Source organism: Staphylococcus marylandisciuri, from assembly GCF_025519785.1.
In the GTDB taxonomy this organism is placed as follows: domain Bacteria; phylum Bacillota; class Bacilli; order Staphylococcales; family Staphylococcaceae; genus Staphylococcus; species Staphylococcus marylandisciuri.
The window spans coordinates 158429-184566 of sequence record NZ_JAOPKZ010000002.1 but is presented as its reverse complement, the minus strand read 5'-3'; the positions used below and the strand labels follow the sequence as shown (position 1 = coordinate 184566).

Below are 26138 nucleotides of genomic sequence, written 5' to 3'. Positions count from 1 at the left end.
ATATTCAAATATAATAATACATTTGTATGATAAGTTTTTAAATGCAATGAAGTCAAATTAACGGTGTAAGTTAATAGAAAATTAATAATTAGCTTATTATGTGACGCAGTTTTCACTACAGGAAGTGTAAATGTACAATGTAACAATTCAACTCACTCTGAGTCGTTAAAAGGACTTCAGGATGAAGGGATTGTATCCAGATCAATCACTGAATCACAATGGAAATAATCAAAGTTTAGGAGCGTAGAGATAAAGCAGAATTTGAAAGAAGAGCTGAACAAAAAATGGCAGGAACAGCAAAAACAAGTTTAAATAGATAGAGAAAAGCGTAAAAAGAAATTTTATTTGAAAAAAGGCGATTATTTCAACACAAATAGTGTTAGTTCAAAAGGGTTATCAGGACATGATGCAATCTATTTAGGAAAAGGGGTAATAAAATGGGAGCGGGACAGAAATCTAATTTGAATAAAAAGATTTCTGTCCCGCTCCTGCTCAAATCCTAAGCGCTTTTGTTTTAACCTCTTTTATCATTTGTGTTCATTTATACACTGTCGCAACAATAGCTATTATTGCTCTAACTTAATATTTTTTACTTTTGGTTTTTCAGGTAAAAAGTCATATTTTATATTAACATAAAGACTAGCTTCTTTGTGATTTAATTCAATAGGATAATATCCGATATGTCCGCTACCTTGGTTATCTCCCATCATTTTTATCGTTATGTGTTTAGAATGCTTTAAATACTCATAAGTTTTATTATTAGCTGATATATCTTTCAACTTGTTTGTATCATGTTTTGAAATATAACTATTTATTTCTTTTTCACTCGAATAACATGCCCAACTATCAAAAAAGAGAAAATTTACAAAAAGATAACAAACTGCTAAGAAGAGGATGACGCCAGTTATATATAATAATTTTTTCATAAATTTCACCTCTATCATTAATTATTTTTCTACTAATTTATGATAACTCAAATAGGTATAAAATTCCCGTATAATATAATTATTTTTAAGTAGATGTTGGATTTGATAACTATTATTAAATTTAATTTCTATAAGTATTTTAGTATCGAGTATAGGACTAGCTGTTTTTTCATCTTATAACACCTATGCAGTTAAAATTATTGATATTTTGATATTGAAAAGTGTAAAGTGTTTAAAAACGATTCGTGCATTTTTTAAGCAACTATTATTTATAGATGAATGGCTATGACAGATGGCAATACTTTGAACTAACCCGTAATTTCGATGCATCTTATACTTGAATGTTTCTTTATACTAAGTACTTTCATTTATGTGATTGTTGCACAGAAAGAAAGGGTTCAGTCACAGGAAGCATTTCTTCGGCAACTTCTGTCATCAGCGTGAGTCCGTTGAGTATCTGTATATTAAATCACCATAAGATGTCGAAAGAGGTGATGTATACTGGAGGCGGGGGTAATACTTAGAGTAGGACTTGAAACAGTTACAGTCTTTTAAGTAGAAGGTATTGCGCTCTATTAATTTTAAATAAAATGACTATAACCTATCAATATAGTAGGGGGAGAAGCATGATGAATAAAGTAGTAGTACTCGGGTCTACGAACGTAGATCAATTTCTTCAAGTTGAGAGGTTTGCTAAGCCAGGCGAAACGTTACATGTAGAAGAAGCGCAACAAGCATACGGTGGGGGTAAGGGAGCTAATCAAGCGATCGCTACTGCGCGCCTAGGAGCTGAGACGACATTTATTTCAAAGGTAGGTCAAGACGGTATTGCAGATTTCATGTTTGAGGACTTTAAAGAAGCCAATATTGATACAACATACATTTTTACAACGGATGAGGCTAAGACAGGTCAAGCATATATCACGGTTGATGCCGAGGGACGTAATACGATTAACGTGTATGGTGGCGCGAATATGACATTGAACGAGGAAGATGTTAATCAAGCGAGTAGTGTAATCGAGGATGCTGACTTTCTAGTGGCTCAATTAGAAGTACCTATCCCTGCTATTATAGAAGCCTTCAAGATTGCGCGTGAGAACGGAGTCACTACCATTCTTAATCCCGCGCCAGCTAAACCATTACCTGATACGTTGCTATCGCTCATTGATGTGCTCGTCCCTAATGAACTTGAAGCTGAAACATTATCAGGAATTTCGGTCTCTGATGAGTTAACGATGCGACAAAATGCAGAGTATTTCCAGTCTCTCGGTATTCATACTATACTCATTACTTTAGGTGAACAAGGAACGTATTATCATACGCCTAATGAAGCTAGAATCATACCTGCATACCAAGTGAAAAGCATAGATACGACAGCTGCCGGCGATACGTTTATAGGAGCGTTAGTAAGTCATCTAGATCCAGACATGTCTAACTTAACCTCAGCGATAGATTTTGCGAATAAAGCAGCTTCCTTAACCGTTCAACAAAGAGGGGCGCAAGCTTCTATACCAACACTGAGAAACTGGTAAATCAGTTTCCCCAAGCACTGCAAAATGCCCCCTGAAAAACGAAGCCATGTCATATAAATAGAAGCTGGGACATAATGGTCTTTGACTAGAGAGAAAGGGAGCGGGACAGAAATCTTTTTATTCAAATTAGATTTCTGTCCCGCTCCCATATAAATAGAGCACAGCAGTAAGTGCATTCTCAATTAGAAGATAGCTTACTGCTGTCTTATTGAGGGATGATGTTCCTGCATCATCGTAACATTCATGTAGAATAACGATCTCTATCTAGTCTTGTGTTCTTCTTGAAGATCAATCGCGTTGGTGCAACTTATTATGATTTAAAAGGTGGTGAAAGACTATGAATAGCTTTAGTTTCTGTATGCTTTTTTAGGACGATTAAAGTTCCTTATACCCACTCAAAGTATATCATTTAGTTCACAAGTCGATATTGCATTATTAGCGAATAAACTTATCCTTTTTAATCGTCATAGCTATCACTAAGCCAACTATCATAAAGAGCACGATCATTAACACGACACCAGGCCAGTGCATTAATCCAAAGAAGTACCCAGCTAATGTCCCACCTACAGAGGAACCGATATAATAGAAAAGTAAATATAGGCTTGAAGCTTGTGCTTTATGATGTTCAGCACGACTTGCTACCACTGCACTTGAAATAGCATGTCCGCTAAAGAACGCATAGATTGTAAATGCTAAACCGAGAATCTTAAATGCGATAAACGGAAGAAGCGTTATACAAATACCTATCATTAACGTCAGTAAACTGGTCTTTAAGGCGCGTAAAGTACCTAATTTAGCACGCAACTTCGCATTAAGCATTGAGGATAGCATGCCGAGTAAGAAGAGCAAGTATATGAAACTAATGAGACTTTTATGCACGTGATAGGGTGCTGAAGCAAGTTCGAAACTAATATAATTGAATGCTGCAACGTTACAACCGAGCAGTAAGAAGCCAAGCATGAAAGGTTTTAATAAACGTGGATTTCTCAAGTGTTCCCCGTAACTCTTTAGCAACTCTACAAGGTTAAAGTGTTGCTTTGTAAAGTTACGAGAATTAGGTAGTAGGAAGATGAATAAGATTGCAGCGACCAAGCTAATGATACCTACCGCAATCATACCCACCTTATAGCCAAACAAGCTTGCTATAAACCCTGTAAACACGCGACCAAAAGCGCCTCCGAAAGCATTACCACTAATATAAGTACCCATAGCCTGGGGTAGGCTTATTTCCGCAATTTCTTCGCCGATATAAGCCATCGCTATAGAAGGTAATCCAGCTAAGCAAATACCTTGAAGAAAGCGAAGTGCTATAAAGACGTTAAAGTTAGTTATGAAAGGTTGGATAATAGCTAACAATGAGACGGAGATGACTGAGAAGAACATGATCGGTTTGCGACCGATAACTTCGGAGATAGCTCCAAAGAACAGCATAGCAATAGCTAGCGTTAACGTAGCTATAGATAATGGTATACTTGCTAGCGTTTCGTTAACGTGAAAGTTTCTCGAAAACGCAGGTATGAGCGGTTGGACACTGTATAAGATCGAGAAGATAGTAAAGCCTGCTATAAATAATGCGATAATAATGTTCGTATATTCTTTTGTCCCCTTTTGTATTTCTCCCGGACGTATATCATTCATCTTATCCCTCTTTTAGATAGTATTTCCCTATATTCATTATTGAGTAGAAAAATCTTTGCTTTTGCACAATGATAACATACGAAGATTGATATTGATGGTTGTAAGACAGAAATGTCTGCAGTAACCATGGACTAGAATAGCTGCTTAATGTCGTAGGAAGCCATAGTTATAAACAGCTTGGAAGGGATTACGGAAACAGTCCTGCTCTTAATACACAAGAAGACCACGTACCACACTGCAGTGACTTACGTGATCTTCACAAGTTAACTTACGTATATAGAAGACTAAAGGTGATAGCAGTAAACCGTTTACTTTGATTAGTAAGTGTTAATCGCCGTTATACTTCTTAAAGACTAATGCAGCATTATGACCACCGAAGCCAAATGAATTTGAGATACCTACGTTAAGTGGTAATTCTCGTGCTTCATTAGGTACATAATCTAAATCACATTCTGGATCTTGTTCTTCTAAGTTAATTGTAGGTGGGACGGTATTGTGGTTTAAGCTCATAGCGAGTGAGATAGCTTCCGCGCCACCTGCTGCACCTAGCATGTGTCCAAACATTGATTTGTTGGCTGTAATCGGTAATTTATAAGCATGGTCGCCTAAGAGTTGTTTCAGCGCTTTGGTTTCTGAGATATCACCTACTGGTGTGCTAGTAGCATGTGCGTTAACGATATCGACTTCAGTTGGGTCAATGCCCGCGCTTCTAAACGCAGCACGCATGGCTAGATAAGCACCACGACCTTCAGGATGAGTAGCAACCATATGATAGGCATCTGAGCTAGCGCCATAGCCTGCCATTTCTGCAATAATGTGAGCGCCGCGTTTTTTCGCATGAGACAGTGATTCCAACATGAGAATGCCAGCACCCTCTGCAATGACGAAGCCATCACGGTTGACGTCGAAAGGACGGCTAGCTCGTCGTGGATCGTCATTGCGCGTTGAAAGCGCCCGCGCATTACCGAAACTAGCTAATGAAATGTCATTAATTGCTGACTCAGTCCCTCCAGCAAACATTGCGTCTGCTTCACCAGAACGTATCAAACGGAAAGCTTCACCGATTGCATGATTGCCTGTAGCACATGCTGAAACGGGTGCCATAGAAGGTCCCATTGCTTCAAAGTTAATACTAATTTGAGCTGAAGCCGCATTGGCCATCATTGAAGGAACTAAGGTAGGGCTTACGCGCTTAGGCCCTTTATCTTGAAGTTTAAGAAAATTTTGGAACAGTGTTTCGAAACCACCGATGCCGGACCCAACATATACACCTAAACGTTCAGTGTCTATAGTAGTAGATGAAAGTCCAGATTGCTCCCATGCTTGTTGAGCAGCGACAAGAGCGAACTGTGCGAATTTGTCCATGCGTCGTGCTGCTTTTCTCCCGAGTAACGCTTCACCATCGAAATCACGCACGACACCTCCAAATGACACTTTGTGCTGTGAGGTGTCCAATTTATCAATAGTTGATATGCCTGATTTCCCGGCAGTTAAGTTATTCCAGAACGTATCTACATCGTTACCTACTGGAGAAACTACGCCCATACCAGTGATTACAACTCTCTCCATATCCATTCCTCCAAATAAACTCTTTTATTCACATTGTAAAAAGTATCTTATCCTATTACAATAGTTTGATTTATCATGGTATAATTACTAATAGGTAATAGACTAACAATTATTATATGTAGTGAAGGTGAAAGGTGATGGAGGATCAAAAACGACTTAACACGTTATCAGAGTTTCTAAAGATCAAGCGTGCTCAAATTAAACCTGAGTCAATCGGTTTGCCTCCGGGTAATCGCAGACGAACACCAGGGTTAAGAAGAGAAGAAGTGGCAAGGTTATCAGGAGTGAGTACGACTTGGTATACCTGGCTAGAACAAGGGCGTAATATAACGGTCTCTTCTGACGTATTAGAGGCTGTATCGAAGACACTGCAGTTAAATCGTGATGAGAAAGACTATCTGTATGATTTAGCTTATGAAAAGACCACTGAAATCAAGGTGTGGAATGATCAACAACCTGAAATTAGCCACTCGTTAAAGCATATATTAGATGAACTCACCTATTGTCCGAGTATTGTTACTGATCGTCGCTGCTTTATTGTAGGATGGAATGCGGCGGCTTCACACGTATTCATAGATTTTAATCAGATCCCAGTAGAAGAGCGCAATTTGATTCGACTGTTGTTTGCCCGCAAAGAATTCAAAGCATTAGCGACGAATTGGAATCACTTTGTAAAAGGGTTTTTAGCTATATTCCGCTCTTATTACGGTCACTATCTTGGTGATGAATGGTATAACCAATTTATAGATGACATGAGTGAAACTTACCCGGAATTCAGAAGTTTATGGCAAGAAAGTCAGGTCAGTAAAGCGCCTGAAATGCAAATAGAATTTCGTCACGTCAAAGCAGGTAAGATGCTATTTGATTTAACTTCCATGCGTGTACAAGGCGAAGCAGATTTACGCTGTAGTATTTATACACCTGCTGAAGGTTCGGGTACAGAGGAAAAATTACAGAAATTGATGCGTAAACTTTCTTCCTCTCACTGAAAGAGAGTTGTTTCATGTGAAACGTAATCAGTCATTTTAAGCAGTGCGGTAACATGTTATTAACGCTCTAATTACACCGTTAATGATTTGATGGACTTGGACGAAAGGTGTGGTCAGAAGCAATTGGGAGCGGGACAGAAATCTTTTTATTCAAATTATATTTTTGTCCCGCTCCCGAGCAGCAATCATACTAGCGCTACGCGATAATTAACATAGGAGTATCGGGGCAGTAGGTGAGTGAATTTGATACTTGTCTTAAATCTAGGAAGTACCACATCTAAGCTCGCTTTGTATAACAATGATACGTGCGTAATGACTCAAACATTAGCGCATGATTAATAATAATAAGATTCACTATACTGTATAATTAAAATATTCAAAAGTCTAATGACATGTAAATATGTAATATTTATGAGTAGATGGTATTCCGAGGAAAGCGCAGTCATGCATTTCGAAGTGATATATAAACAGAGAACAGCTGTAAGATGATTTTCAATTAGAAAATAGCTTGCTGCTGTTTTTTAGTGATTAATTCCCCAGCTTCACTACTAATGTGAAATTAACGTTTTGGCCATTATGTTATAATGCTACATTGTTATGTCATATTTATGAAGGGGATGAATTATTCTGTTTAATCAACACAATAAAGCAGCCTTTGGTATCGCTTTGGCTTATCTTAGTTTCATTGTTGGCGCGGGATTCACCACTGGTCAGGAGCTATTACAATTTTACGTCAACCACGGTAATTATGCCTATTTAGGTGCTATCGTTACCGGGGTGATAGTTACGTTCGGTACTCGGCAGATTTCAAAGGTAGGCTATCGCTTAAATGCGGATACTTATGAGGTCTCATTACATAGTCTTTTCGGTAAAAAAGTTGGAACCCTGATTGACTATATCACTATTTTCTTCTTATTTGGATTGACAGTTATTATGATTGCTGGCGGGGGATCAGCACTTAACCAGGGTTTCGACGTACCTAAATGGGTCGGTTCTTTAGCTATAGTTGTGCTTCTCTTTATTGTATTGCAACTAAGGTTTAATAAAATTCTTGCACTCTTAGGTTTCGTAACGCCATTTCTCGTCGTTGTAGTGCTAGTGATAGCTGGCTACAATATACTTAATCCTTCCATTTCATTTGATCAAGTACATGCATATGTTAAACCTGATAAAGCTTCCTCGCATTACTGGTGGTGGGATGCGATTGATTATGGAGGACTCATAATAGGAAATAGTTTTAGTTTCCTAACGATAGTCGGTAGTAATGCTATGAGTCATAAGACGGCGCGACGCGGTGCTTATTATGGCGGTTTCGTATTTAGTTTACTATTATTGCTCATGGTTGCAGGCCTTTTAGCTAATATTAAAGCAGCGAACAGTGTAGATATACCTACGTTATTATTAGCTAACGAAATCCATCCTTGGCTAGGTATACTAATGTCTGCGGTAATGTTTGGAGTTATATTCAATAGCTGTATAGGCATGCTTTATCCTTTCTTAACGCGTTTTAGTGAGCATAAAACTAAAAAATACGCGCTCTTATTAACAATTTCCCTAGTAGCAGCTTTCTTGCTTAGCTTTGTCGGTTTCGTCCAACTCGTGAATGTTGTCTTTCCTATCTTTGGGATTATCGGTCTCATCATCGTTGGAGCGTTATTACTACGCTGGATTTATAATAAACGCGCTGATAAGACATTGATGTAAGGTCCCCGTATAGAAGAGGCGTGCAACTCAATAGAATCAGCATTTATACAGGAATAAATCACACATGGGATAACTGGCTCAAGTCAGAGTGTTTATCTTAGGCATGCTAGCTGAATGATGAGATAAGTGTTATAGTAGGTGAGAACATATTTAAGAATGAGGGTGCTACGATGAAAGCGAATAAGCAAGATTTCGCTAACAGTATTGCAGTCTTTGATGCAGGTATAGGTAGTTATGCTGTAGTAGAATTGATAAAAGCTTATTATCCTAAACAAAATATTATTTATTTCGCTGATCGGGCGCATTTTCCATATGGTAATAAGACTAAAGGTGAACTGCGTCATATCATTACGCGTACGATTGATTATCTCATGCAATATCAACCTAAAGCTATTATTGTGGCGTCAAATGCACCTTCTGTTATGGTATTAGATGAGGTCAAAGCTCAGTATGAAATCCCGATTTATGGTATTAAACCACCAGTGAAACAAGCAATAGAGAGTTCAAAAACAAAGCACGTGGCTGTACTAGGTGCTAAATCACTGGTGGAAAGCGAGCGCATTCATCATTATATTGAAGAAGAGAAAGAAGGAACTGAAGCTTTAGTTAGTGCAATTAATGCATCAGATATTATCCAGCTAGTAGAATCCGGGGCTTTCATAAATCATCCAGCTGAAGTAAAGGAACAATTGAAAGACTTTATACGGCAGATTAGAGAGCGTGATCCCGAAGTAGATACATTTACACTGTCATCTACTCATTTGCCGTGGATACAACCCTATTTAACGATTCTATATCCACAATTTAAGTTCTTAGACCCAGCTAAACACATCATAGAAGCTTTGAACGATGTAATGACTAAAGGGAAAGGGCAAGTGAAAGCGCTCGTTTCAACTTGCGATGATTACACTTTAGAAAACTTTGAAGATACGTTAAATAAGCTTAATATTAAAATGGACATTGAAGAAGTAGATATTAAATGTGATTAGTTTGAGATGATACTTCTTATTTCCGATCTTCATAAATATAAGTTATACATGGAGAGATGTGGTTGAGACATAGAGCTTCTGTGTTCCGGGGTAACCGATTAACGGCGTCTCAAAGTCAGGAATATCGATGGAAACGCGCATGATGCGACAAAATTTGGGGAGCGGGACAGAAATCTTTTTATTCAAATTAGATTTCTGTCCCGCTTCTTTATTTTATGACACTACTTCGTAATACAGGACTGCCTCTCTGATAGTACAGTCTGAGCTTGCCCCAAGCGTCTCGTTTCGTATGTCAAATTCCAGGTAAGAATAGCTCGATGGTCGACCTAACAGTCGTTCAGATTCAGTTAGCTACGATGCATCCACTATAGTATTTACTACAAACTCATTTGTTTTATTTACTTCGAACTTTTTCTTATAACGAATCAACGAAGGACAGCATTAGTAGTGAAACATTTAAATTTAATCGCTTAAAAGCAGTTTAGAAGCTACTTTTAAAAATAATAACGATATATCGTTGACAGAATTCCGATATATCGTTTATAATTTCGATATATCGAAATAAAGAAAGGTGATATAAATGTTTAATCAAATATTTAATAGAAGAATGCACAATAGCAAGCGACATATGAGTGGCGATCAATTTAGCTTCGGTATGGCACGAGGAGGACGCGATCGCTTCTTCAAGAAAGGCAATTTACAATACGTCATATTACAAATGCTCGGAGATGAGCCTAAACATGGATATCAAATTATTAAAGAATTAGAAGAAAAGTTTAAAGGATTCTACTCTCCTAGTCCTGGATCGGTCTACCCTATCTTGCAAATGTTAGAAGATCGTGAATTTGTTTCCACGACTAAAGACGGTAAGAAAAAAGTCTATACCATCACTGAAGAAGGGAGGGATTTCTTACAGAGTAGCCCTGAACAAGCGGCTTTCCAAGAACGCATGGAAGCGTTTAAACACGTCGACTTTCAAGCAATGCAGAAAGCACGCGAAGAATTACAATCGTTATTTAAGCAATTTATGTTAGCCAGTAAAGAAGCCATGTCAGATGAGAAGAAAAAAGAGCAACTCAATCAAATCATTAAAGAAACTCAAGAAAAATTAAATAATTTATAATAAAAAAGTAAAAGGTGAATGTTGATGAATATAAAAGAGATAGATAAAGTCGCAATTATTGGTGGAGGGCCGGGGGGATTAATGCTCGGTCTGCTTCTCCAGCAACGTGATATACCCTTTACCATTTACGAAAAAGGCGCACAAAACGTTAATACAGATAGAGGAGGTTCACTCGATATTCATGAAGAGAGTGGTCAATTAGCCATACACAGAGCTAATTTGACTGAAGAATTTAAGTCCCTCGTACGTTTTGAGGGCGAGGATACGAAGGTCGTTGCACCCGATGGACAAGTCACTTATAAAGAAGTTGTCGATGCAAACGAAGAAGGTGGGCGACCAGAAATAGACCGCGGAGAGTTATGTGACCTCATAATGAAACACATTGATCAGCGGAATATTCGCTATCAATACCAATTTGAGCGTATGGAAAGTGCTGCTGATAGTAAGAAGATAGTGCACTTTACGAATGGTGACAGTATAACAGCAGACTTAGTTATCGGTGTAGATGGCGCATTCTCAAAAGTACGACCTTACCTTACATCACACGACATAGAGTACACTGGTATCTCTATGGTGGAGTTGAATATTGACCGGGCCCAAGAAGACTATCCACAGCTGTATGAGTACAACCAACGCGGCAAGATGATGGCACTTGGTGGAGATCGAGCTCTATTAGCACAACTCAATGGTGACGGACGTATCAAGGTATATGTCTCATTTAGAACAGATGCTACACAATTAGATTACTACAAGAGCTTGTCGTTGGCTGAACTGCAAGACCAATTATTGAACGACTTTGCTGATTGGGCACCTGAGTTACAAGATTATATTAAATGTGCAGGTGAAGAAGTATATTATCGCCGTATTTACAAACTTCCTATAGGACTGACTTGGAAGAGCGATCAACGCCTTACTTTGCTAGGAGATGCAGCCCATCTAATGAGTCCATTTGCTGGTGAAGGTGTGAACACTGCACTTTATGATGCTTTCTTGTTTGATCAAGCTATAGAGCATAATACACGTATTGAAGATGTCATTCACGAATATGAAGAGGCTATGTATCTATCTTCAAGTAAGAGTGCTCAAGAGTCACAAGATAATTTAGAATTCATGTTTTCTGACCATGCAGCAAGTAAAATGGGAGATTTCTTTAAATCTGACCTTGAATAGTATGTGAGTCGGGATGACATGATAAACGGAGGAGCATGCTCAACCCTCTCTTAGTGTTGGGGGCGGGGCCCCAACACAGAGAAACTGGTAAATCAGTTTCCGCAAGCCATGCAAGTTGGGGCGGCCCTATAAAAGCGAAGCCGGAGGGGAGCGGGACTACGAAATCTTTTTATTCATATTAGATTTCTGCCCCGCTCCCAAGAAGAAAGAGGCTGGGACATAATGTAACGTCTCAGCCGCTTTCAGCATCTTGGCAGTAGATGACTGATTTGAAAATGCGCTTGTATCAAGCTTTTTTCAATTCTAGTCATCCTTGCCGGGGCGGGACTACGAAATCTTTTTTATTCAAATTAGATTTCTGTCCCGCTCCCCTTTTTTTCTAGGATTTATATCTCAGCTTTTTTATCCTAGACTCTATACTTTTTCAATATATTTATCTTCGTATTCAAGGTCTTTACCTACTGGCTCCCAGCGTATTACCGTGGTTATAATAACTCCGAGTATAGGGAACAGAGCTAAGATAAGCATGGTGTTGTTCAAACCGAAGCTACCGTAAATAATTGGAAAGACGAATGTACCAAACATGCTGCCGAAACGACTTACTGACTCGACAAATCCAGTACCTTTTCCGCGAAGAATGGTAGGGTAAGATAAAGAAGCAATGGCTTTACCTTGGGTGCCTGGACCACCTGCATGTCCGAATAGAAAGACCCCGACCATTACAGCGATAAGCCACGTGAAGACATGTCCGTAGAGATTACCGATGAGGAGCATCATACTCGCAACAAGCGCAAATCCGATAATCGTTAATCGTCGGGCACCTATTTTAGGCGTGAGCAAAGCACCTATTAAACCGCCGAAGATTCCAGCAATATTAATTAAAGCAGTCCCTGAAAGAGATTGTAACTTATCTTCTCCCATGATCGTAGTCGCAATTAAAGGGATGTAGAGGCCTATAGCGTAATATTGCATACCTTGAAGTGTAGCGATGGCAGTAGCTAGTATAGTCCTTTTACGATAGCGCGCGTTGAATAAAATACGCATCGGGTGCTTGACCTCTCTCTTATCATACAGTGCCTCTTCACCTTGCTTAGGATCTAGATGGACAGAAATATTATAATTCTGTTCGAGTTCATGACATGCTTCTGTCAATGTCTTGTTCTTCATAGACCAAGTAGGACTTTCGCTGAGGTAGATTAAGCGTAGAATGAGAATGATGACTGCAAATATAGCGCCCATTCCAACTGAATATCTCCAGAGTAAGGCACCCGTACCTAAACTGTAGAAGAACATGACGATTAATGCAGAACTGACTACTGCTATGTACCATACAACTTGCCAGTAATTCACATTTCGTCCTTTCGATTTTTGGTTACTAATTTCAGCTACAAAGGTAAAGGCAACTGGGCTATCCATTCCTATCGCAAACCCCATCAGTAACCGAAAGCAAAGTAAGATGATTGGAGAAGGTGCTAAAGCAGCTCCTATCGACCCTATAATAAGTGAGATTAAAGAAACAGAGAGAATTAGCTTTCTTCCTAGTTTATCCGCGTAAAATCCACCTAATGCTGCACCGAATAAAGCCCCGAAAGGCATAGCAGTCATGATGTAGGAGAGATAGGCTTTTGAAAGCTTAAATTCAGAAGTGAGTTGGTCTGTAGCTGTTCCGAGGATAGTTAAATCATAGGCATCTAAGAATATAGTTCCGAGCACAATGATGAGCAGTAATGCTATACGTTTCGTGTTTTTTTGACCATTCACATAATCGATGATGTCCTGCTTTGTCTGTATGGTTACTGCAGATGATGACATAGTCGTTCCTCCTATTTTAATGTAATTAAAATAATAGTTTTGAATGGAAATAATAGAACTTTACATGTAATAATGGCGATACAGTATAACCGTTATCTAATGCAAGTATACAATGGAGTAATATGAATTACGACTAAAACTATTAAACCCTTAATTGAGGAGTTGAAGTTATGTTTACAATTTATGGTCATAGAGGACTGCCTTCGAAAGCACCTGAAAATACGTTGGCGTCGTTTAAAGCTGCTTCAGAAGTAGAAGGAGCAAGGTGGCTTGAACTAGATGTGGGAATAACTAAAGATCAACAACTTGTTATTATACATGACGATTATTTAGATAGAACGACTAATAAGACAGGAGAAGTAACGCAATTAAATTACGCTGAGATGAAAGATACTTCAGCAGGCTTATGGTATGGATCTGAATTTAAAGAAGAGAAACTCCCTACTTTTGAACAAATCATTCGATTAGCCAATGACTATCAAATGAACTTGAATGTAGAGTTAAAAGGCGTTACTGGCCCTCGAGGTACAGAGTTATCACATTCAATGGTCACACAAGTACGCGAGCAGCTCCAAGCTTTGGATGATGGGCTTCAGGTTGTCATTTCAAGTTTTAATTTACCGTTGCTTAAAATGAGTGAAGAACGCATGCCAGAGTACACGCGTGCAGTTTTATTTAAAAATGCTTATTTTAAAGAAGACTTTCGTACTGTAATGGATTTCTGTAATTCTAAGATAGTCAATATAGAGAATGCTAAACTAACAGAATCTAAAGTTAAGATGATTAAAGAAGCGGGATACGAATTAAACGTGTGGACCGTCAATAAAGATACGCGTGCAAACCAACTCGCAAACTGGGGAGTGGACGGTATCTTTACTGATAAGATAGACCAACTCATACATTTACAACAACGCGAAGACAATTAAATGTTCACTGGATAAGCTGGTTACAGTCGTTGTAGGGAGCGGGACAGAAATCTAATTTGAATAAAAAGATTTCGTAGTCCCGCCCCGGCAAGGATGACTAGAATTGAAAAAAGCTTGATACAAGCGCATTTTCAAATCAGTCATCTACTGCCAAGATGCTGAAAGGGTCTGGGACATTACATTATGTCCCGCTCCCACTTTGTTGATCCACTTATTGAATGTTGTATAAACATAAGATTGAAGTTCAACTAAACCTTACACTAATTTAACGGCTACTTAATATCTCCTTGCTAGGATAGAAGTATCTTAATACGCGAGATAGAAAGGTGTAGGTAAAGTTGAAAAAAGCGTCAAACAAGTTACAAAGCTTATCGATTAAAGCACTTACAATTGCTATGACGGTGGGGATAGCGCTACCTATAGCGAATTTAGATTCCGACGATGCACAAGCAGATTCTGACAATCAAGCTTCACAAAAGCCACATTTACTCAAGAATAAACCTCAAGTTGCCCCTGTGCCCACTAAAGATCAACCCAATAGAATCATCGCTAATTTTAATGGAAACACTCAACATCGTATGGGCTTCAACTGGTATACCACTCATCATTTCAAAGATGCTAAAGTGTGGATTTCTCAAGATCCTAATTTCTCCACATCTCAATCTTTCAAGGCGACTGCTAAAAAAGTTAAGTCGAAATTTGTCGAACGAGACAAGAACGGTTATTTCATCTTCAAAGATATAAAAAAAGATAATGATGGTAAGCTGATAAAAGATAAAGAAGGTCATGAAAAGAGCAATGGGTATTATACTGATCAGCACGTTTCAGGGCCGGAATGGACAAGTGGCGACCAACAGGGCAAGGTTAACTTGAAGTCAGTCAACGAATATACATATAAAGCTCGAGCTAAAGGGTTAAAACCCAATACAACTTACTACTACCGAGTAGGCAGTGAGGCGGGTCCTAAAAGCGAAGTAGGTCACTTTAAAACTTCCGGTAAAAAAGGGGATCCATTTAAATTCGTCCAATATACAGATACTCAGAATGCCTTCTGGAATGAACATGTTAGAAATGAAGCACAATTTGGGGCGAATACCTTACAACAAGCTAGGCAAACAGCTGGGAATCCCGACTTTGCTCTGCATACTGGGGATTTCATTGAAGAAGCCGATGTTGAGGATGAATGGCAAGATTTATATGATCAATCTAGACCTTCTTTCTTAAGTCAGCCTATTGCGCCGGCACCTGGCAACCACGACGAAAGTCCACTTGATGATAACGCAGATAAATTACGTGACAGATTTAATCGGCATGTCAACGTTCCAAAGGCGAACCATGCTGTAAATGGTGGTTCATACTATTCATTTGATTATAATGGGGCGCACATGGTTGTCGCAAATACAAATGATAATAAGAAGTGTAAGGATAATCCTGAAGGTAAGGCGATTGGCAACAAACAAATGAAATGGATTAAAAATGATATTAAAAAAGCACGTCGCAACGGGGCGAAATGGGTTATCTTGAATTTGCATAAGCCTATGTACTCTAAATCATACCATGCGCTTTCTGATGAGGATATTCAGAAGGTACGTAAAGATCTGACTAAAGAAATAGATGATCTAGGAGTGGATCTCGTCCTTCAAGGTCACGATCACGTACTTGCCCGAACGAAGGTATTACAACATACGTCGACTAAAAATAGTTTCGTTAATGCTAAGAAAGAACATGTTAAACAATTTACAGGTAAAGATAATGTGAAATACTACGATCATCCTAAAGGGTCAGTCTACGTTCTCCCTAATACAGGTGGTACTAAAGCTTATGATGACATATACGATCGTTCACTGAAACATATTAAAAAGGTAGAACCACAATTAAGTTGGTTAAAACAAAAAGACCTAGATCACTACAATAGTTTATTCGCTTTAGGTCGTCAACCGCAAAAGACTGACGCGTTTAAGGATAAACATTCAAACGATCGTGATTCTTCTGATCAAAATTTCTCAGTATATGAAGTCAAAGGTAATAAGTTGATAGTCAAGATTTATCAATTACATGGAGATATTAGTAAAGGGGAGCCACGTAGAACGCAATTGATCGATAAATTTGGAATAAAAAAAGGGAGCGGGACAGAAAGCTAATTTGAATAAAAAGATTTCGTAGTCCAGCCCCTGCTTCTAACGCATCAATTTATCAGCGAGGGGGGAGAAAGTGAGACGACAAAGTTTAGGGGTCATCATCTGTATTACAATAGCTATTTGTGGGTTGCTGACAGGTTGTTCTGCAGATCAAACTTCAGCACAATCATTATCGCACGATCAAAATCAGCAACAGCTACATGAGCTCACCCAACACAAAAAGCAACTCAGACATGATGTCTTACACTATCTTAAAAAGCATCCTATGCATTCATCAGATGCAATGACGACGCGTTACTTTGGGGGTGGTGAAATAACTACGGGCGATTGGTATGCCTTAACACCCCAAGGTCAAATTCAAGTCAGCAATCAAGGCAAGCCAGGCTTCAACAAATTTGGTATACACAACTTGGTTGGGATCACGAGTTATAAGAGTGCTAAAGGTCATAAAGGTTTAAGTGAGGAGGGGAATAACCTCTCTAATATAGAAGGATATGCTCGTATTAAGAAGCGGAATACTACCGTGAGAAAATATTTATTTGCTGATAATGGTAAGGTTTACGAGGCTCACTTTAAAGAAGAGCAACCTACTTTATCTACTGGCTTTGCACCGAAAGATCATACGGACAAAGACCCTAATTTAAGCCCTAACGTTATATTTAAGGTAACTAAAAATAGATCGCTAGCACAGTTTTGGGATAAAAAAATTAAAGATTATAAGAAATAAGCTGATAGGAGGGAAGCGGGACAGAAATCTTTTTATTCAAATTAGATTTCTGTCCCGCTCCCAGGTTATTGCAGTTTAAGTACGCCCATTCACTAAGCTGGACTAGATTTGAATAAAGTCACAGCAGAATGTAGTTAGGTGTTCGAGCGTGAGATAAATCAACTCGAACAAGCACCTACCTCATAGCACAGCTTTCTTGATCTAATATAAAAAGCAAAAGCCAGCACTTAGTCTGTTTTTATCGAGAAAACGTTCTCACGAAATAATGACTATGAAGTGCTGGCTCCTATTTTTAGAATCTTAATATGAAAGAATACGTCAGTACATCGTCTCAGTTTCCTTGTTGTGGGATTTATACCTGTGATTCAACGGAGGAGTGATTAAAAGAATATATCCGCTAAGCCGTATTACAGAATAGTTATAATAAATCTTCAATCCATAATATTTTTTTCATAAACGAGTGATTTAGCTAGTATAAAACTTGTGTGAATTTAAGGACAATTATATAATAATGTAAAGTTATTGCGTTTAAAGAGTTAAAAATTCGACTGTTTATACGCTCTAACTGCTCTTTTTATTACTCTTTCTGTACTACTCATAGTAAAGAAGTCCTAAATTATGTACTATTATTACCCCCTATATTTATCTCCCGAAACCCAGGAGGTTAGGACAAAAGCCCTTAGGGTTTGAGGAGGGGGCGGGACGACGAAATCTTTTTATTCAAATTAGATTTCTGTCCCGCTCCCGAAGCGTGAGCATTCCTGTCGCCAATACTGCTCGTGGGACGCCGTTAACGTTAATCGGTTTCCCCAGAGAACAGAACCTCTATGTCTCATCCTCTTTTTCGCCTACCATTACCAATCATGCACTTCTGTCGAGAAATTTAGTGTCCACACCTATCGCTTCATCTCACCCATCATAGACAATCATCAAGGAGGAACCCACTATGTCTTTCAATCTTATTACCTTTCCTAAACAATCCGAAATCATAGTTGATCATAATAATGTTAAACAGACGAAATTAGCGATATTAGCATATATTGTAGAGCAATTTTGTCAGGAGAAGCGAGCTATACGCGAGCTGATGCCGTTATATCGTAAATTTGTGCATCACTATATGCTCAGTCGAACGACGTATCACATTCAATCCTCATATTTGATCACGCTTGTCAAAAGTCTACCGAACCTAGTCGAATCTAATCGCTGTCAAATACGCTACTATCCTTTCGTTCAATATGATTGGTACACGTTTTATCATAAGTTAAAGTTAACTGATTGGCAGGACAAGCATATTTCAACAGAGATTATTTACAATAACAGACTAAACTTAATGAGAGATTATGATATACGAAATAAGAATGAGCTACATAATATTTTAAAAAGAACGAGACATTTAAGCTGTGAAGTACCGATCCATTTTGAGCGTCGACCTCATCTCATTATTGGAGAGGGTAATTTACGAGAACAAGTTGTGACATTGTACCGTGAATTACATCCGACAACAAGAAGTCACTTTGGCGAAGTGTATAATGAATTGTACGGCGTTGCTTCTCATACGCTTCAGTTTAACTATTTAAAGGGACTGCCATTTCAATAGATATAAAATAGAATTAAATTATTCAGAATAATTAAATAAATAACTAGTAAAGACAGAACCTTTTATGTCATAATTAAATGTGTAGATGAATGATTAGAAAAGGGGACTTGAATGATGAAGAAGATAGCTATAGCCGGAGCTGGAGCTATGGGAGGACGTATAGGTACTCAAATACAAGAAGCCGGCTACGATGTTACGTTGCTTGATTATTGGCAAGCGCATGTAGAGAAGATTAAACGTGAAGGGATTGAGATCCAAACTGAGACAGACACTTATCATTTAGATATCAAGGCTCAATTTCCTGAGGAAGTTAATGAACAATTCGATCTCATCATTATTTTAACTAAAGCGATGAAGTCGAGAGAAATGATCAAAGTGTTGAATGAACGAGGAGCCATTGGCGAAGATACAGCCATTCTCACTATGATGAATGGCCTAGGACATGATGAAACGTTTGCTGAAGTCGTACCTAAATCTCAAATATTCTTGGCTGTGACGATGTGGACGGCTGGAATGAGAGGACCTGGGCAATTACTTCTAGAAGGTGATGGGACGATAGATCTACAACGCGCGGACGGTTTAGATGATGAACGCACTCGTGCTATTAACCAAATATTCAACGACGCGAAGTTAAATTCACGAATCTCAGATGATGTCTTTCAATCGGTTTGGTCTAAAGCAACTTTAAATAGTGTGCTCAACCCATTATGTACTATTCTGGATAAGAGAATCGGTGAGTTTGCGAAGTATGAGCAAGCGAGAGAGATGATTACACCAATCATTAATGAAATTATTGCAGTAGCAGAAGCACGAGGAGTGAAACTTGACTTCGACGCTCTAGTAGCTAAAGTAGAAGGTTCCTACCCAGACGAGTTACAGGGATTACACTACCCTTCTATGCATCAAGATTTGCATAGCGGTCGTTATACGGAAATTGATTATCTTAACGGTAAGATCACTCAATATGGTAAGGAGTTAGGTATATCGACTCCAACTAACGAATTGTTAACACACATGATTCATCAATTAGAGATGCAGTATGTAACACAAGAGAGCTAGATTTTGATAGGGAGAGCTGGAAGTCTACGGGTTGTCTGCCCGAAGACAGATGGCTCTCTAATTTTGTGTTTTAGGTTTAATATTACACTTTTATTGATAGAGTAGAGGTAATAGTTATGTCCCAGTCTCATGTTCACAACGAGTTAACGAGTACTTTTTTATTAAAAGGAATTTAAAGAATATTGTTAACTGAGATGATAATATACTATTATATAGTTAGTTAAATTTAAGAGGTGAAATTATGCAAATTCTATTTGATGCTGCAGTGAGTCCTATTTATAGAGGGGTCCTGGGCTTCTTTTTAGTTATTAACGTCGTACTGGCATTTATTATTGTGTTTTTAGATAGAGATAGACGTGAAGCGACATCTACGTGGGCGTGGCTCTTTCTATTATTCATTATGCCAATAGTAGGTTTCATCGCTTACATCTTCTTTGGCAGAGCAGTTAGAAAGAAACGTCAAACGAATACTTATTACAATCCAATCGATGACGATCATCATCGTAAAGATAGACAAGTTGAAAATCCTGAGAAGTATATCGAGGAAGCTAATAATAGGGTTGTGCGCAAACACAGTGATATGGTTAAGACACTATTGAATAAAGAAGCTTCATTTTTAAGTAATAATAACCATATTGAAGTGTTTACTGATGGACATGATTTATATGACCAAATGTTAGAGGATTTAAGAAATGCTAAATCTTTCATACATATAGAGATCTATACACTTGAGCTTGATGGTTTAGGGCACAAGATTATCGACGTCCTAGAAGAGAAGCTAGGCGAAGGTTTAGAGGTTAAACTTCTATATGATGCGGTAGGTTCTAAGACGATTCATAAATCGAAATTCAGCCACTTCCAATCTTTAGGTGGCCAAGTTGAAGCTTTCTTTAAGGCCAAGATCCCTTTTATGAACTTTAGAGTCAATAACCGCAATCACCGCAAGATTACTGTGATCGATGGTCAAATAGGCTACGTCGGTGGATTCAATATGGGTGATGATTATCTTGGTAAAGGTAAATTAGGTTACTGGAGAGATACGCACTTTAAGGTGCAAGGTGATGGTGTAGACGCCCTTGAATTGAGCTTTATCCACGATTGGAATTCCCAAGCACACAGGGAGCAACTCTCCTTTAATGATAAATACTTTCCTAAAAATGCACATAGAGATGGCGATAAATCCATGCAAATCGCTTTAAGTGCACCAAGTGATAACTGGCATCAAATTGAATTTGGTTATATGAAAATGATCATGAATGCTAAGAAATCCATTTATATGCATTCACCTTATTTCATACCTGACAACGGTTACATTAATGCTTTGAGAATAGCTGCCAAATCTGGGGTAGACGTAAACCTCATCATACCTTGTAAGCCAGACCACATACTTGTATATTGGGCAACTATCACTAGCGTAGCACAGCTTATTAATGACGGTGTCAAAGTTTATACTTATGAAAATGGCTTCATCCACTCTAAGATGATGGTCATTGATGAAGAAGTTGTTAGCGTCGGTTCAGCTAATATGGATCATCGCAGCTTTGAACTTAACTTTGAATGTAATGCATTCGTTTACAACGAAGATATTGCTAAGCATTTAATTAGTAAATTTAACGAAGACTTGAAAGTATCTAAAGAGTTAACGAAAGAACGTTATGAAAACCGCTCTAATTGGGTTAAATTTAAGCAATCGATTGCGAAATTAGCTTCCCCAATTTTATAGCTAGTCAGCATAAAAAGCCTTCTGTACTGTGTTCTAAAGATGCACATTACAGAAGGTTTTTAATAACTATAAGTGCATAGTGAAGTGATAAAAGTAGTAAGAGACCGAAGTCGGGACAAAATCGTTTAGGGTTTGAGCAGGGGGCCCCGACACAAAGAAACTGGTAAACCAGTTTCAACAAGCACAGCGAGTTGGGGTGGGCCCCGACACAAAGAAACTGGGACATAATGTAATGTCCCAGACCCTTTTAGCATCTTGGCAGTAGATGACTGATTTGAAAATGCGCTTGTATCAAGCTTTTTTCAATTCTAGTCATCCTTGCCGGGGCGGGACTACGAAATCATTTTATTCAAATTAGATTTCTGTCCCGCTCCCAACAAAGAGAAACTGTATCTCTCAACCTCTGTAACCGAAAAAACTTCGAGATGTTCGCAAAATTAACGAAAAATCTCGAAGTTTTTAAATTACACATTCAGTCGCATACCGTGGTACTCATTACTGAACTTTGTTGACAGAAGCATCGTAAATTGAATCAATTGTTTCGGCTAATAATTTATCGAACTCTTCATCAGATTGACTGACACGTAAGTCGTTAATTAGTGCGCGGGAGAAGCTCGCGATCAAGTCTTTGTTTTGTTTAAGCACTTCGTTCGCATGTGCTCTGCTATAACCACCTGAAAGCGCAACGACACGCACCATGTTAGGGTGGTTGATTACTTCTTCGTATTGGTTCGCTTTAGTTGGAATAGTTATTTTTAACATGACGAGTTGGTCTTCGTCTAATTGGTTTAAATGTTCTAACACTTTTTGAGCTAAGTATTCTTCAATCTCTTGTTTATTGTCAGCATTAATATTTACTTCCGGTTCAATGATTGGTACGAGGCCAGCAGCTATAATTTGTTTAGCTACTTCAAATTGTTGTTCAACGACTTGGTCAATACCTTCTTTGTTAAATTCTAAGATGTTAGAACGCATTTTAGTACCGAAGATCTTATGTTCATTAGCGCGATTTAATAATTCATCTAAATCAGGAATCGGTTTCATAAGCTGTACGCCATTCTCTTCTTTATCTAAACCTTTATCGACTTTCAAGAAAGGTACAACGCCTTTGTCAGCTAAGAAATCCCCAGTGTGTTTGCCTTGAACTTCACGATCCATCGTTTGCTCAAATAGGATGGCACCGATGATTTTATCGCCTGTAAACGCAGGTGAAGAAACGATACGAGAGCGCATATCGTGTACGAGTTTAAACATTTCATCATCGTTATCATATTCACTTTCTTCGATACCATAACCTCTTAACGCTTTAGGAGTACTACCGCCACTTTGGTCTAAAGCTGCGATAAAGCCTTTGCCGTTTTTAATCTTGTCTAATTGTTCTTGATTCATACTTACTTTCACTCCTTTAGTTGATCTCAAGTATAGTATGATAAAAATTCGGTTATAACGCAACTAGGAGCACTTAAATTCTCTAAAAAATTTGACTGCTTTGTAGCGATTTTGACTGTTTTTGATAAAGCGTTTTAATGTCGTTCATATAATTATTTTATTTTATGTTTAAAATTGGAGATAATGATTAGTACATAAACTTAGTAAATTATATTTATACACTTTAAAAGTATAAAAATTCACTAACTAGCAGTTGTTAAATATATTTAATTTGTAAAATTAAAACTTAACAAAGCGATTAACTAAATAAATGTAAAGACTACTTGTAGAGAAAAGGTATATAAATATTCATTGTAAGATAGTAAAGAATGTGTATGCAATTTGCATTATTATCAAAGATTAGTTACTCTCTTGTTTGTACATAGAAACAATATTTCTGCGATTTCTTTTACTTTCATTTAGCTATATCTATAAAAGAAATGTGTACGCAGGTAATAATATAGAGGGGTGTTTTAAGTGAAGAAAGGTAAGGTCATGGACTGGACGACCTTTGTAGGAACGGTAATCGTACTGTTGTTAGCAGTGATTCCTATGATGGTATTTCCTAAAGCAAGTCAAGACGTCATCACTGGAATCAACAATGCGATTTCAGGCTCTATAGGTGCAGTCTATCTTGCACTAGGCCTACTCATATTCGGATTTGTACTTTATATCGCTTTCGGCAAGTACGGTAATGTAACGTTAGGTAAGGCAACGGATAGACCTGAGTTTAATAATTTCAGTTGGGCTGCCATGCTCTTCTGTGCGGGTATCGGTTCAGACATCTTATACTGGGGCGTTATAGAATGGGCGTTCTATTACCAGGTGCCCCCTAATGGCGCTAAAGGTATGACTGATGAAGCATTATCTTATGCCACTACGTACGGGATGTTTCATTGGGGGCCTATAGCGTGGGCGATATACGTTCTTCCAGCGTTACCTATTGGTTATCTCGTCTTCGTTAAGAAGAAGCCGGTTTATAAGATTAGTCAGGCTTGTCGCCCCATACTTAAAGGTCAAACAGATAAACTTTTAGGTAAAGTAGTAGATATTCTATTTATATTTGGTTTACTAGGTGGAGCAGCGACGTCTTTAGCTCTCGGCGTACCTATGATCTCTGCTGGTATTGAAAAGTTAACCGGACTAGATGGTCAAAACATGGTCATGCGTAGCATTATATTACTTACAATAACCGTTATCTTCGCGGTTAGCTCTTATACAGGTTTGAAGAAAGGGATTCAGAAGTTAAGTGACGTGAACGTATGGCTGTCATTCTTACTCTTAGCTTTCGTCTTTATCGTAGGACCGACTGTCTTCATGATGGAGACTACAGTAACGAGCATAGGTAACATGCTAAGGGATTTCTTCCACATGGCTACTTGGTTAGAACCATTTGGAGGAATTCAAGGGCGTAAAGAAACAAATTTCCCTCAACAGTGGACTATCTTCTACTGGTCATGGTGGATCGTGTACGCACCATTTATTGGACTGTTTATAGCCCGTATATCAAAAGGGCGCACGCTTAAAGAAGTTGTGCTGGGCACGATTGTCTACGGCACATTAGGATGTATCTTATTCTTCGGTATTTTCGGTAACTATGCTGTGTACTTACAAATTACGCACCAATTTGATGTTATTCACTTCTTAAACCATCACAGTACTGAGGCAACGATCATTGAAGTGATGCATCACTTACCGCTATCTAATACGACGATAGTGTTGTTCTTAATCTCAGCATTCTTGTTCTTAGCAACAACATTTGACTCAGGTTCTTATATTCTCGCGGCTGCTTCTCAAAAGGTAGTAGTAGGTGAGCCATTAAGAGCAAATCGTTTATTCTGGGCTTTTGCTTTATGTTTACTGCCATTCTCACTTATGCTTGTCGGTGGTGAGCGAGCGCTGGATGTATTAAAGACTGCGTCCATCCTAGCAAGTGTACCTTTAATCGTCATATTTATAATCATGATGATTTCCTTTATGCAAACACTCGGAAATGACCGCATTCGGTTACAACAACGTGCAGATAAGCATAAAGAGGTCGAACGGCGATCCTTACGAATTGTACAAGTTGCTGAAGATAAAGAAGATACTGAACGTGACGATAATTTGTAGAGTAGCGTTTATATCATTCAATCTCACTCTGACTCGAATTGCACTGAGATGTATTCAACGAGAATGCATCTCAGTGCAATTTTTATATTGAGTGAGGCAGTTTAGAAAAGAGGGTCACCCTTGTTAGTCAACGCGTTCCACACACGCAGGTAATTTAAGCCAGAACCTTTAGTGGTGCTTGGTTGAGGGCGTTCTAGTGACCCAGGGCAGTCATCTTATAGGTATCACTAATCATAAGTATCGCTGAGCAAACTTCGCTCAACTCATGCATTGAGGTTACTGTTAGAGTCAGTCAGCTAAAGGCACTATCTATATGTATGCTGATGACTAATATGTTTCTCGTTTCACATAGTGATAAGACAGATGGCTACTATGAGTTGAGACATAAATTTTTTGTATTCTAGGACATCGATGAACGACATCCCACAATTAGGATTGTCGATAGAAATGCTCACGATTTGGGAGCGGGACAGAAATCTAATTTGAATAAAAAGATTACTGTCCCCTCCCGGCAAGGATGGCTAGAATTGAAAAAAGCTTGATACAAGCGCATTTTCAAATCAGCCATCTACTGCCGAGATGTTGAAGGGAGCGGGACAGAAATCTAATTTGAACAAAAAAGATTTCGTAGTCCCGTCCCGGCAAAGATGACTAGAATTGAAAAAAGCTTGATACAAGCGCATTTTCAAATCAGTCATCTACTGCCAAGATGCTGAAAGATGCTGAGACATTATATTATTTACCAGTTTCTCTTTGTTGGGGTCCACCCCAACTTGCATTGTTGGTGGAAACTGATGAACCAGTTTCTTTGTGTTGGGGCCCCACCCCAACTTGCATTGCTTGTGGAAACTGTAGTCCCAGTTTCTTTGTGTTGGGGCCCCACCCCAACTTGCATTGCTTGTGGAAACTGTAGTCCCAGTTTCTTTGTGTTGGGGCCCCTGCTCAAATCTTCAACACTTTAGTCCTGACCTCTACT

General features: G+C 38.5%; 20 protein-coding genes. 14 read left to right on the top strand and 6 right to left on the bottom strand.

The window, feature by feature from the left end; translation table 11 throughout:
* Window positions 1–566: 566 nt before the first annotated feature.
* Window positions 567–926 carry a hypothetical protein gene (locus tag N9R04_RS01860; RefSeq protein WP_262854283.1) on the bottom strand — a complete coding sequence of 120 codons (360 nt, stop codon included), beginning with the start codon at window positions 924–926 and terminating at the stop codon, window positions 567–569.
* Window positions 927–1552: 626 nt separating this feature from the next.
* Between N9R04_RS01860 and rbsK the strand changes: the two genes are divergently transcribed.
* Entirely contained in the window at window positions 1553–2458 is a 906-nt protein-coding gene (gene rbsK / locus N9R04_RS01855) for a ribokinase (RefSeq protein WP_262854277.1), read from the top strand.
* Between the two features lie 435 nt (window positions 2459–2893).
* On the opposite strand, the gene N9R04_RS01850 is transcribed toward rbsK, so the two are convergent.
* Window positions 2894–4096, bottom strand: a complete 1203-nt coding sequence (locus N9R04_RS01850) for an MFS transporter (RefSeq protein ID WP_262854270.1) — start codon at window positions 4094–4096, stop codon at window positions 2894–2896.
* A gap of 327 nt (window positions 4097–4423) precedes the next feature.
* Window positions 4424–5665, bottom strand: a complete 1242-nt coding sequence (fabF, locus tag N9R04_RS01845; RefSeq protein WP_262854265.1) for a beta-ketoacyl-ACP synthase II — start codon at window positions 5663–5665, stop codon at window positions 4424–4426.
* Between the two features lie 137 nt (window positions 5666–5802).
* Here fabF and N9R04_RS01840 point away from each other — a divergent pair, with 137 nt between their 5' ends.
* From N9R04_RS01840 to N9R04_RS01815, 6 genes are all read left to right on the top strand, one after another.
* Window positions 5803–6654, top strand: a complete 852-nt coding sequence (locus tag N9R04_RS01840) for a helix-turn-helix transcriptional regulator (RefSeq protein WP_262854256.1) — start codon at window positions 5803–5805, stop codon at window positions 6652–6654.
* A 666-nt stretch (window positions 6655–7320) separates the two neighbouring features.
* Window positions 7321–8358, top strand: a complete 1038-nt coding sequence (locus tag N9R04_RS01835) for a YkvI family membrane protein (RefSeq protein ID WP_262854253.1) — start codon at window positions 7321–7323, stop codon at window positions 8356–8358.
* Between the two features lie 170 nt (window positions 8359–8528).
* Window positions 8529–9347, top strand: a complete 819-nt coding sequence (locus N9R04_RS01830; protein ID WP_262854250.1) for a glutamate racemase — start codon at window positions 8529–8531, stop codon at window positions 9345–9347.
* Between the two features lie 580 nt (window positions 9348–9927).
* On the top strand, window positions 9928–10470 hold the full coding sequence (locus tag N9R04_RS01825; RefSeq protein ID WP_373316333.1) for a PadR family transcriptional regulator: 543 nt from the start codon (window positions 9928–9930) through the stop codon (window positions 10468–10470).
* A gap of 24 nt (window positions 10471–10494) precedes the next feature.
* Window positions 10495–11640, top strand: a complete 1146-nt coding sequence (locus N9R04_RS01820; protein ID WP_262854249.1) for an FAD-dependent oxidoreductase — start codon at window positions 10495–10497, stop codon at window positions 11638–11640.
* A gap of 35 nt (window positions 11641–11675) precedes the next feature.
* Window positions 11676–11822: a hypothetical protein gene (locus N9R04_RS01815; protein ID WP_262854248.1), complete on the top strand. Its 147-nt coding sequence runs from the start codon at window positions 11676–11678 to the stop codon at window positions 11820–11822.
* Between the two features lie 232 nt (window positions 11823–12054).
* On the opposite strand, the gene N9R04_RS01810 is transcribed toward N9R04_RS01815, so the two are convergent.
* The gene (locus tag N9R04_RS01810; protein ID WP_262854244.1) at window positions 12055–13452 is read right to left on the bottom strand and encodes an MFS transporter; all 1398 of its coding nucleotides are present in this window, start codon (window positions 13450–13452) and stop codon (window positions 12055–12057) included.
* Window positions 13453–13622: 170 nt separating this feature from the next.
* Here N9R04_RS01810 and N9R04_RS01805 point away from each other — a divergent pair, with 170 nt between their 5' ends.
* The 6 genes from N9R04_RS01805 to cls all read left to right on the top strand — a co-directional run bounded on the left by N9R04_RS01805 (window position 13623) and on the right by cls (window position 21622).
* Window positions 13623–14378 carry a glycerophosphoryl diester phosphodiesterase gene (locus N9R04_RS01805; protein ID WP_262854239.1) on the top strand — a complete coding sequence of 252 codons (756 nt, stop codon included), beginning with the start codon at window positions 13623–13625 and terminating at the stop codon, window positions 14376–14378.
* Window positions 14379–14773: 395 nt separating this feature from the next.
* Window positions 14774–16519, top strand: coding sequence for a purple acid phosphatase family protein (locus N9R04_RS01800; RefSeq protein ID WP_262854380.1), 1746 nt, complete (start codon window positions 14774–14776; stop codon window positions 16517–16519).
* A 70-nt stretch (window positions 16520–16589) separates the two neighbouring features.
* The gene (locus N9R04_RS01795) at window positions 16590–17243 is read left to right on the top strand and encodes a hypothetical protein (protein ID WP_262854235.1); all 654 of its coding nucleotides are present in this window, start codon (window positions 16590–16592) and stop codon (window positions 17241–17243) included.
* Window positions 17244–18189: 946 nt separating this feature from the next.
* Window positions 18190–18840: a hypothetical protein gene (locus tag N9R04_RS01790; RefSeq protein WP_262854229.1), complete on the top strand. Its 651-nt coding sequence runs from the start codon at window positions 18190–18192 to the stop codon at window positions 18838–18840.
* A gap of 114 nt (window positions 18841–18954) precedes the next feature.
* A complete protein-coding gene (locus N9R04_RS01785) occupies window positions 18955–19899 on the top strand; it encodes a ketopantoate reductase family protein (RefSeq protein ID WP_262854223.1) in 945 nt (314 codons plus the stop codon).
* Between the two features lie 241 nt (window positions 19900–20140).
* Window positions 20141–21622 (top strand): cardiolipin synthase, encoded by a 1482-nt coding sequence (cls, locus tag N9R04_RS01780; RefSeq protein ID WP_262854219.1) that lies wholly within the window; start codon window positions 20141–20143, stop codon window positions 21620–21622.
* Window positions 21623–22117: 495 nt separating this feature from the next.
* Here cls and N9R04_RS01775 read toward each other — a convergent pair whose 3' ends face one another.
* The gene (locus N9R04_RS01775) at window positions 22118–23011 is read right to left on the bottom strand and encodes a fructose bisphosphate aldolase (protein WP_262854212.1); all 894 of its coding nucleotides are present in this window, start codon (window positions 23009–23011) and stop codon (window positions 22118–22120) included.
* A gap of 516 nt (window positions 23012–23527) precedes the next feature.
* On the opposite strand from N9R04_RS01775, the gene N9R04_RS01770 reads away from it, so the two are divergent.
* Complete coding sequence (locus N9R04_RS01770; protein ID WP_262854206.1) at window positions 23528–25162, top strand: BCCT family transporter; 1635 nt, start codon at window positions 23528–23530, stop codon at window positions 25160–25162.
* A gap of 739 nt (window positions 25163–25901) precedes the next feature.
* Here N9R04_RS01770 and N9R04_RS01765 read toward each other — a convergent pair.
* Complete coding sequence (locus N9R04_RS01765; RefSeq protein WP_262854201.1) at window positions 25902–26108, bottom strand: hypothetical protein; 207 nt, start codon at window positions 26106–26108, stop codon at window positions 25902–25904.
* Window positions 26109–26138: the final 30 nt, after the last annotated feature.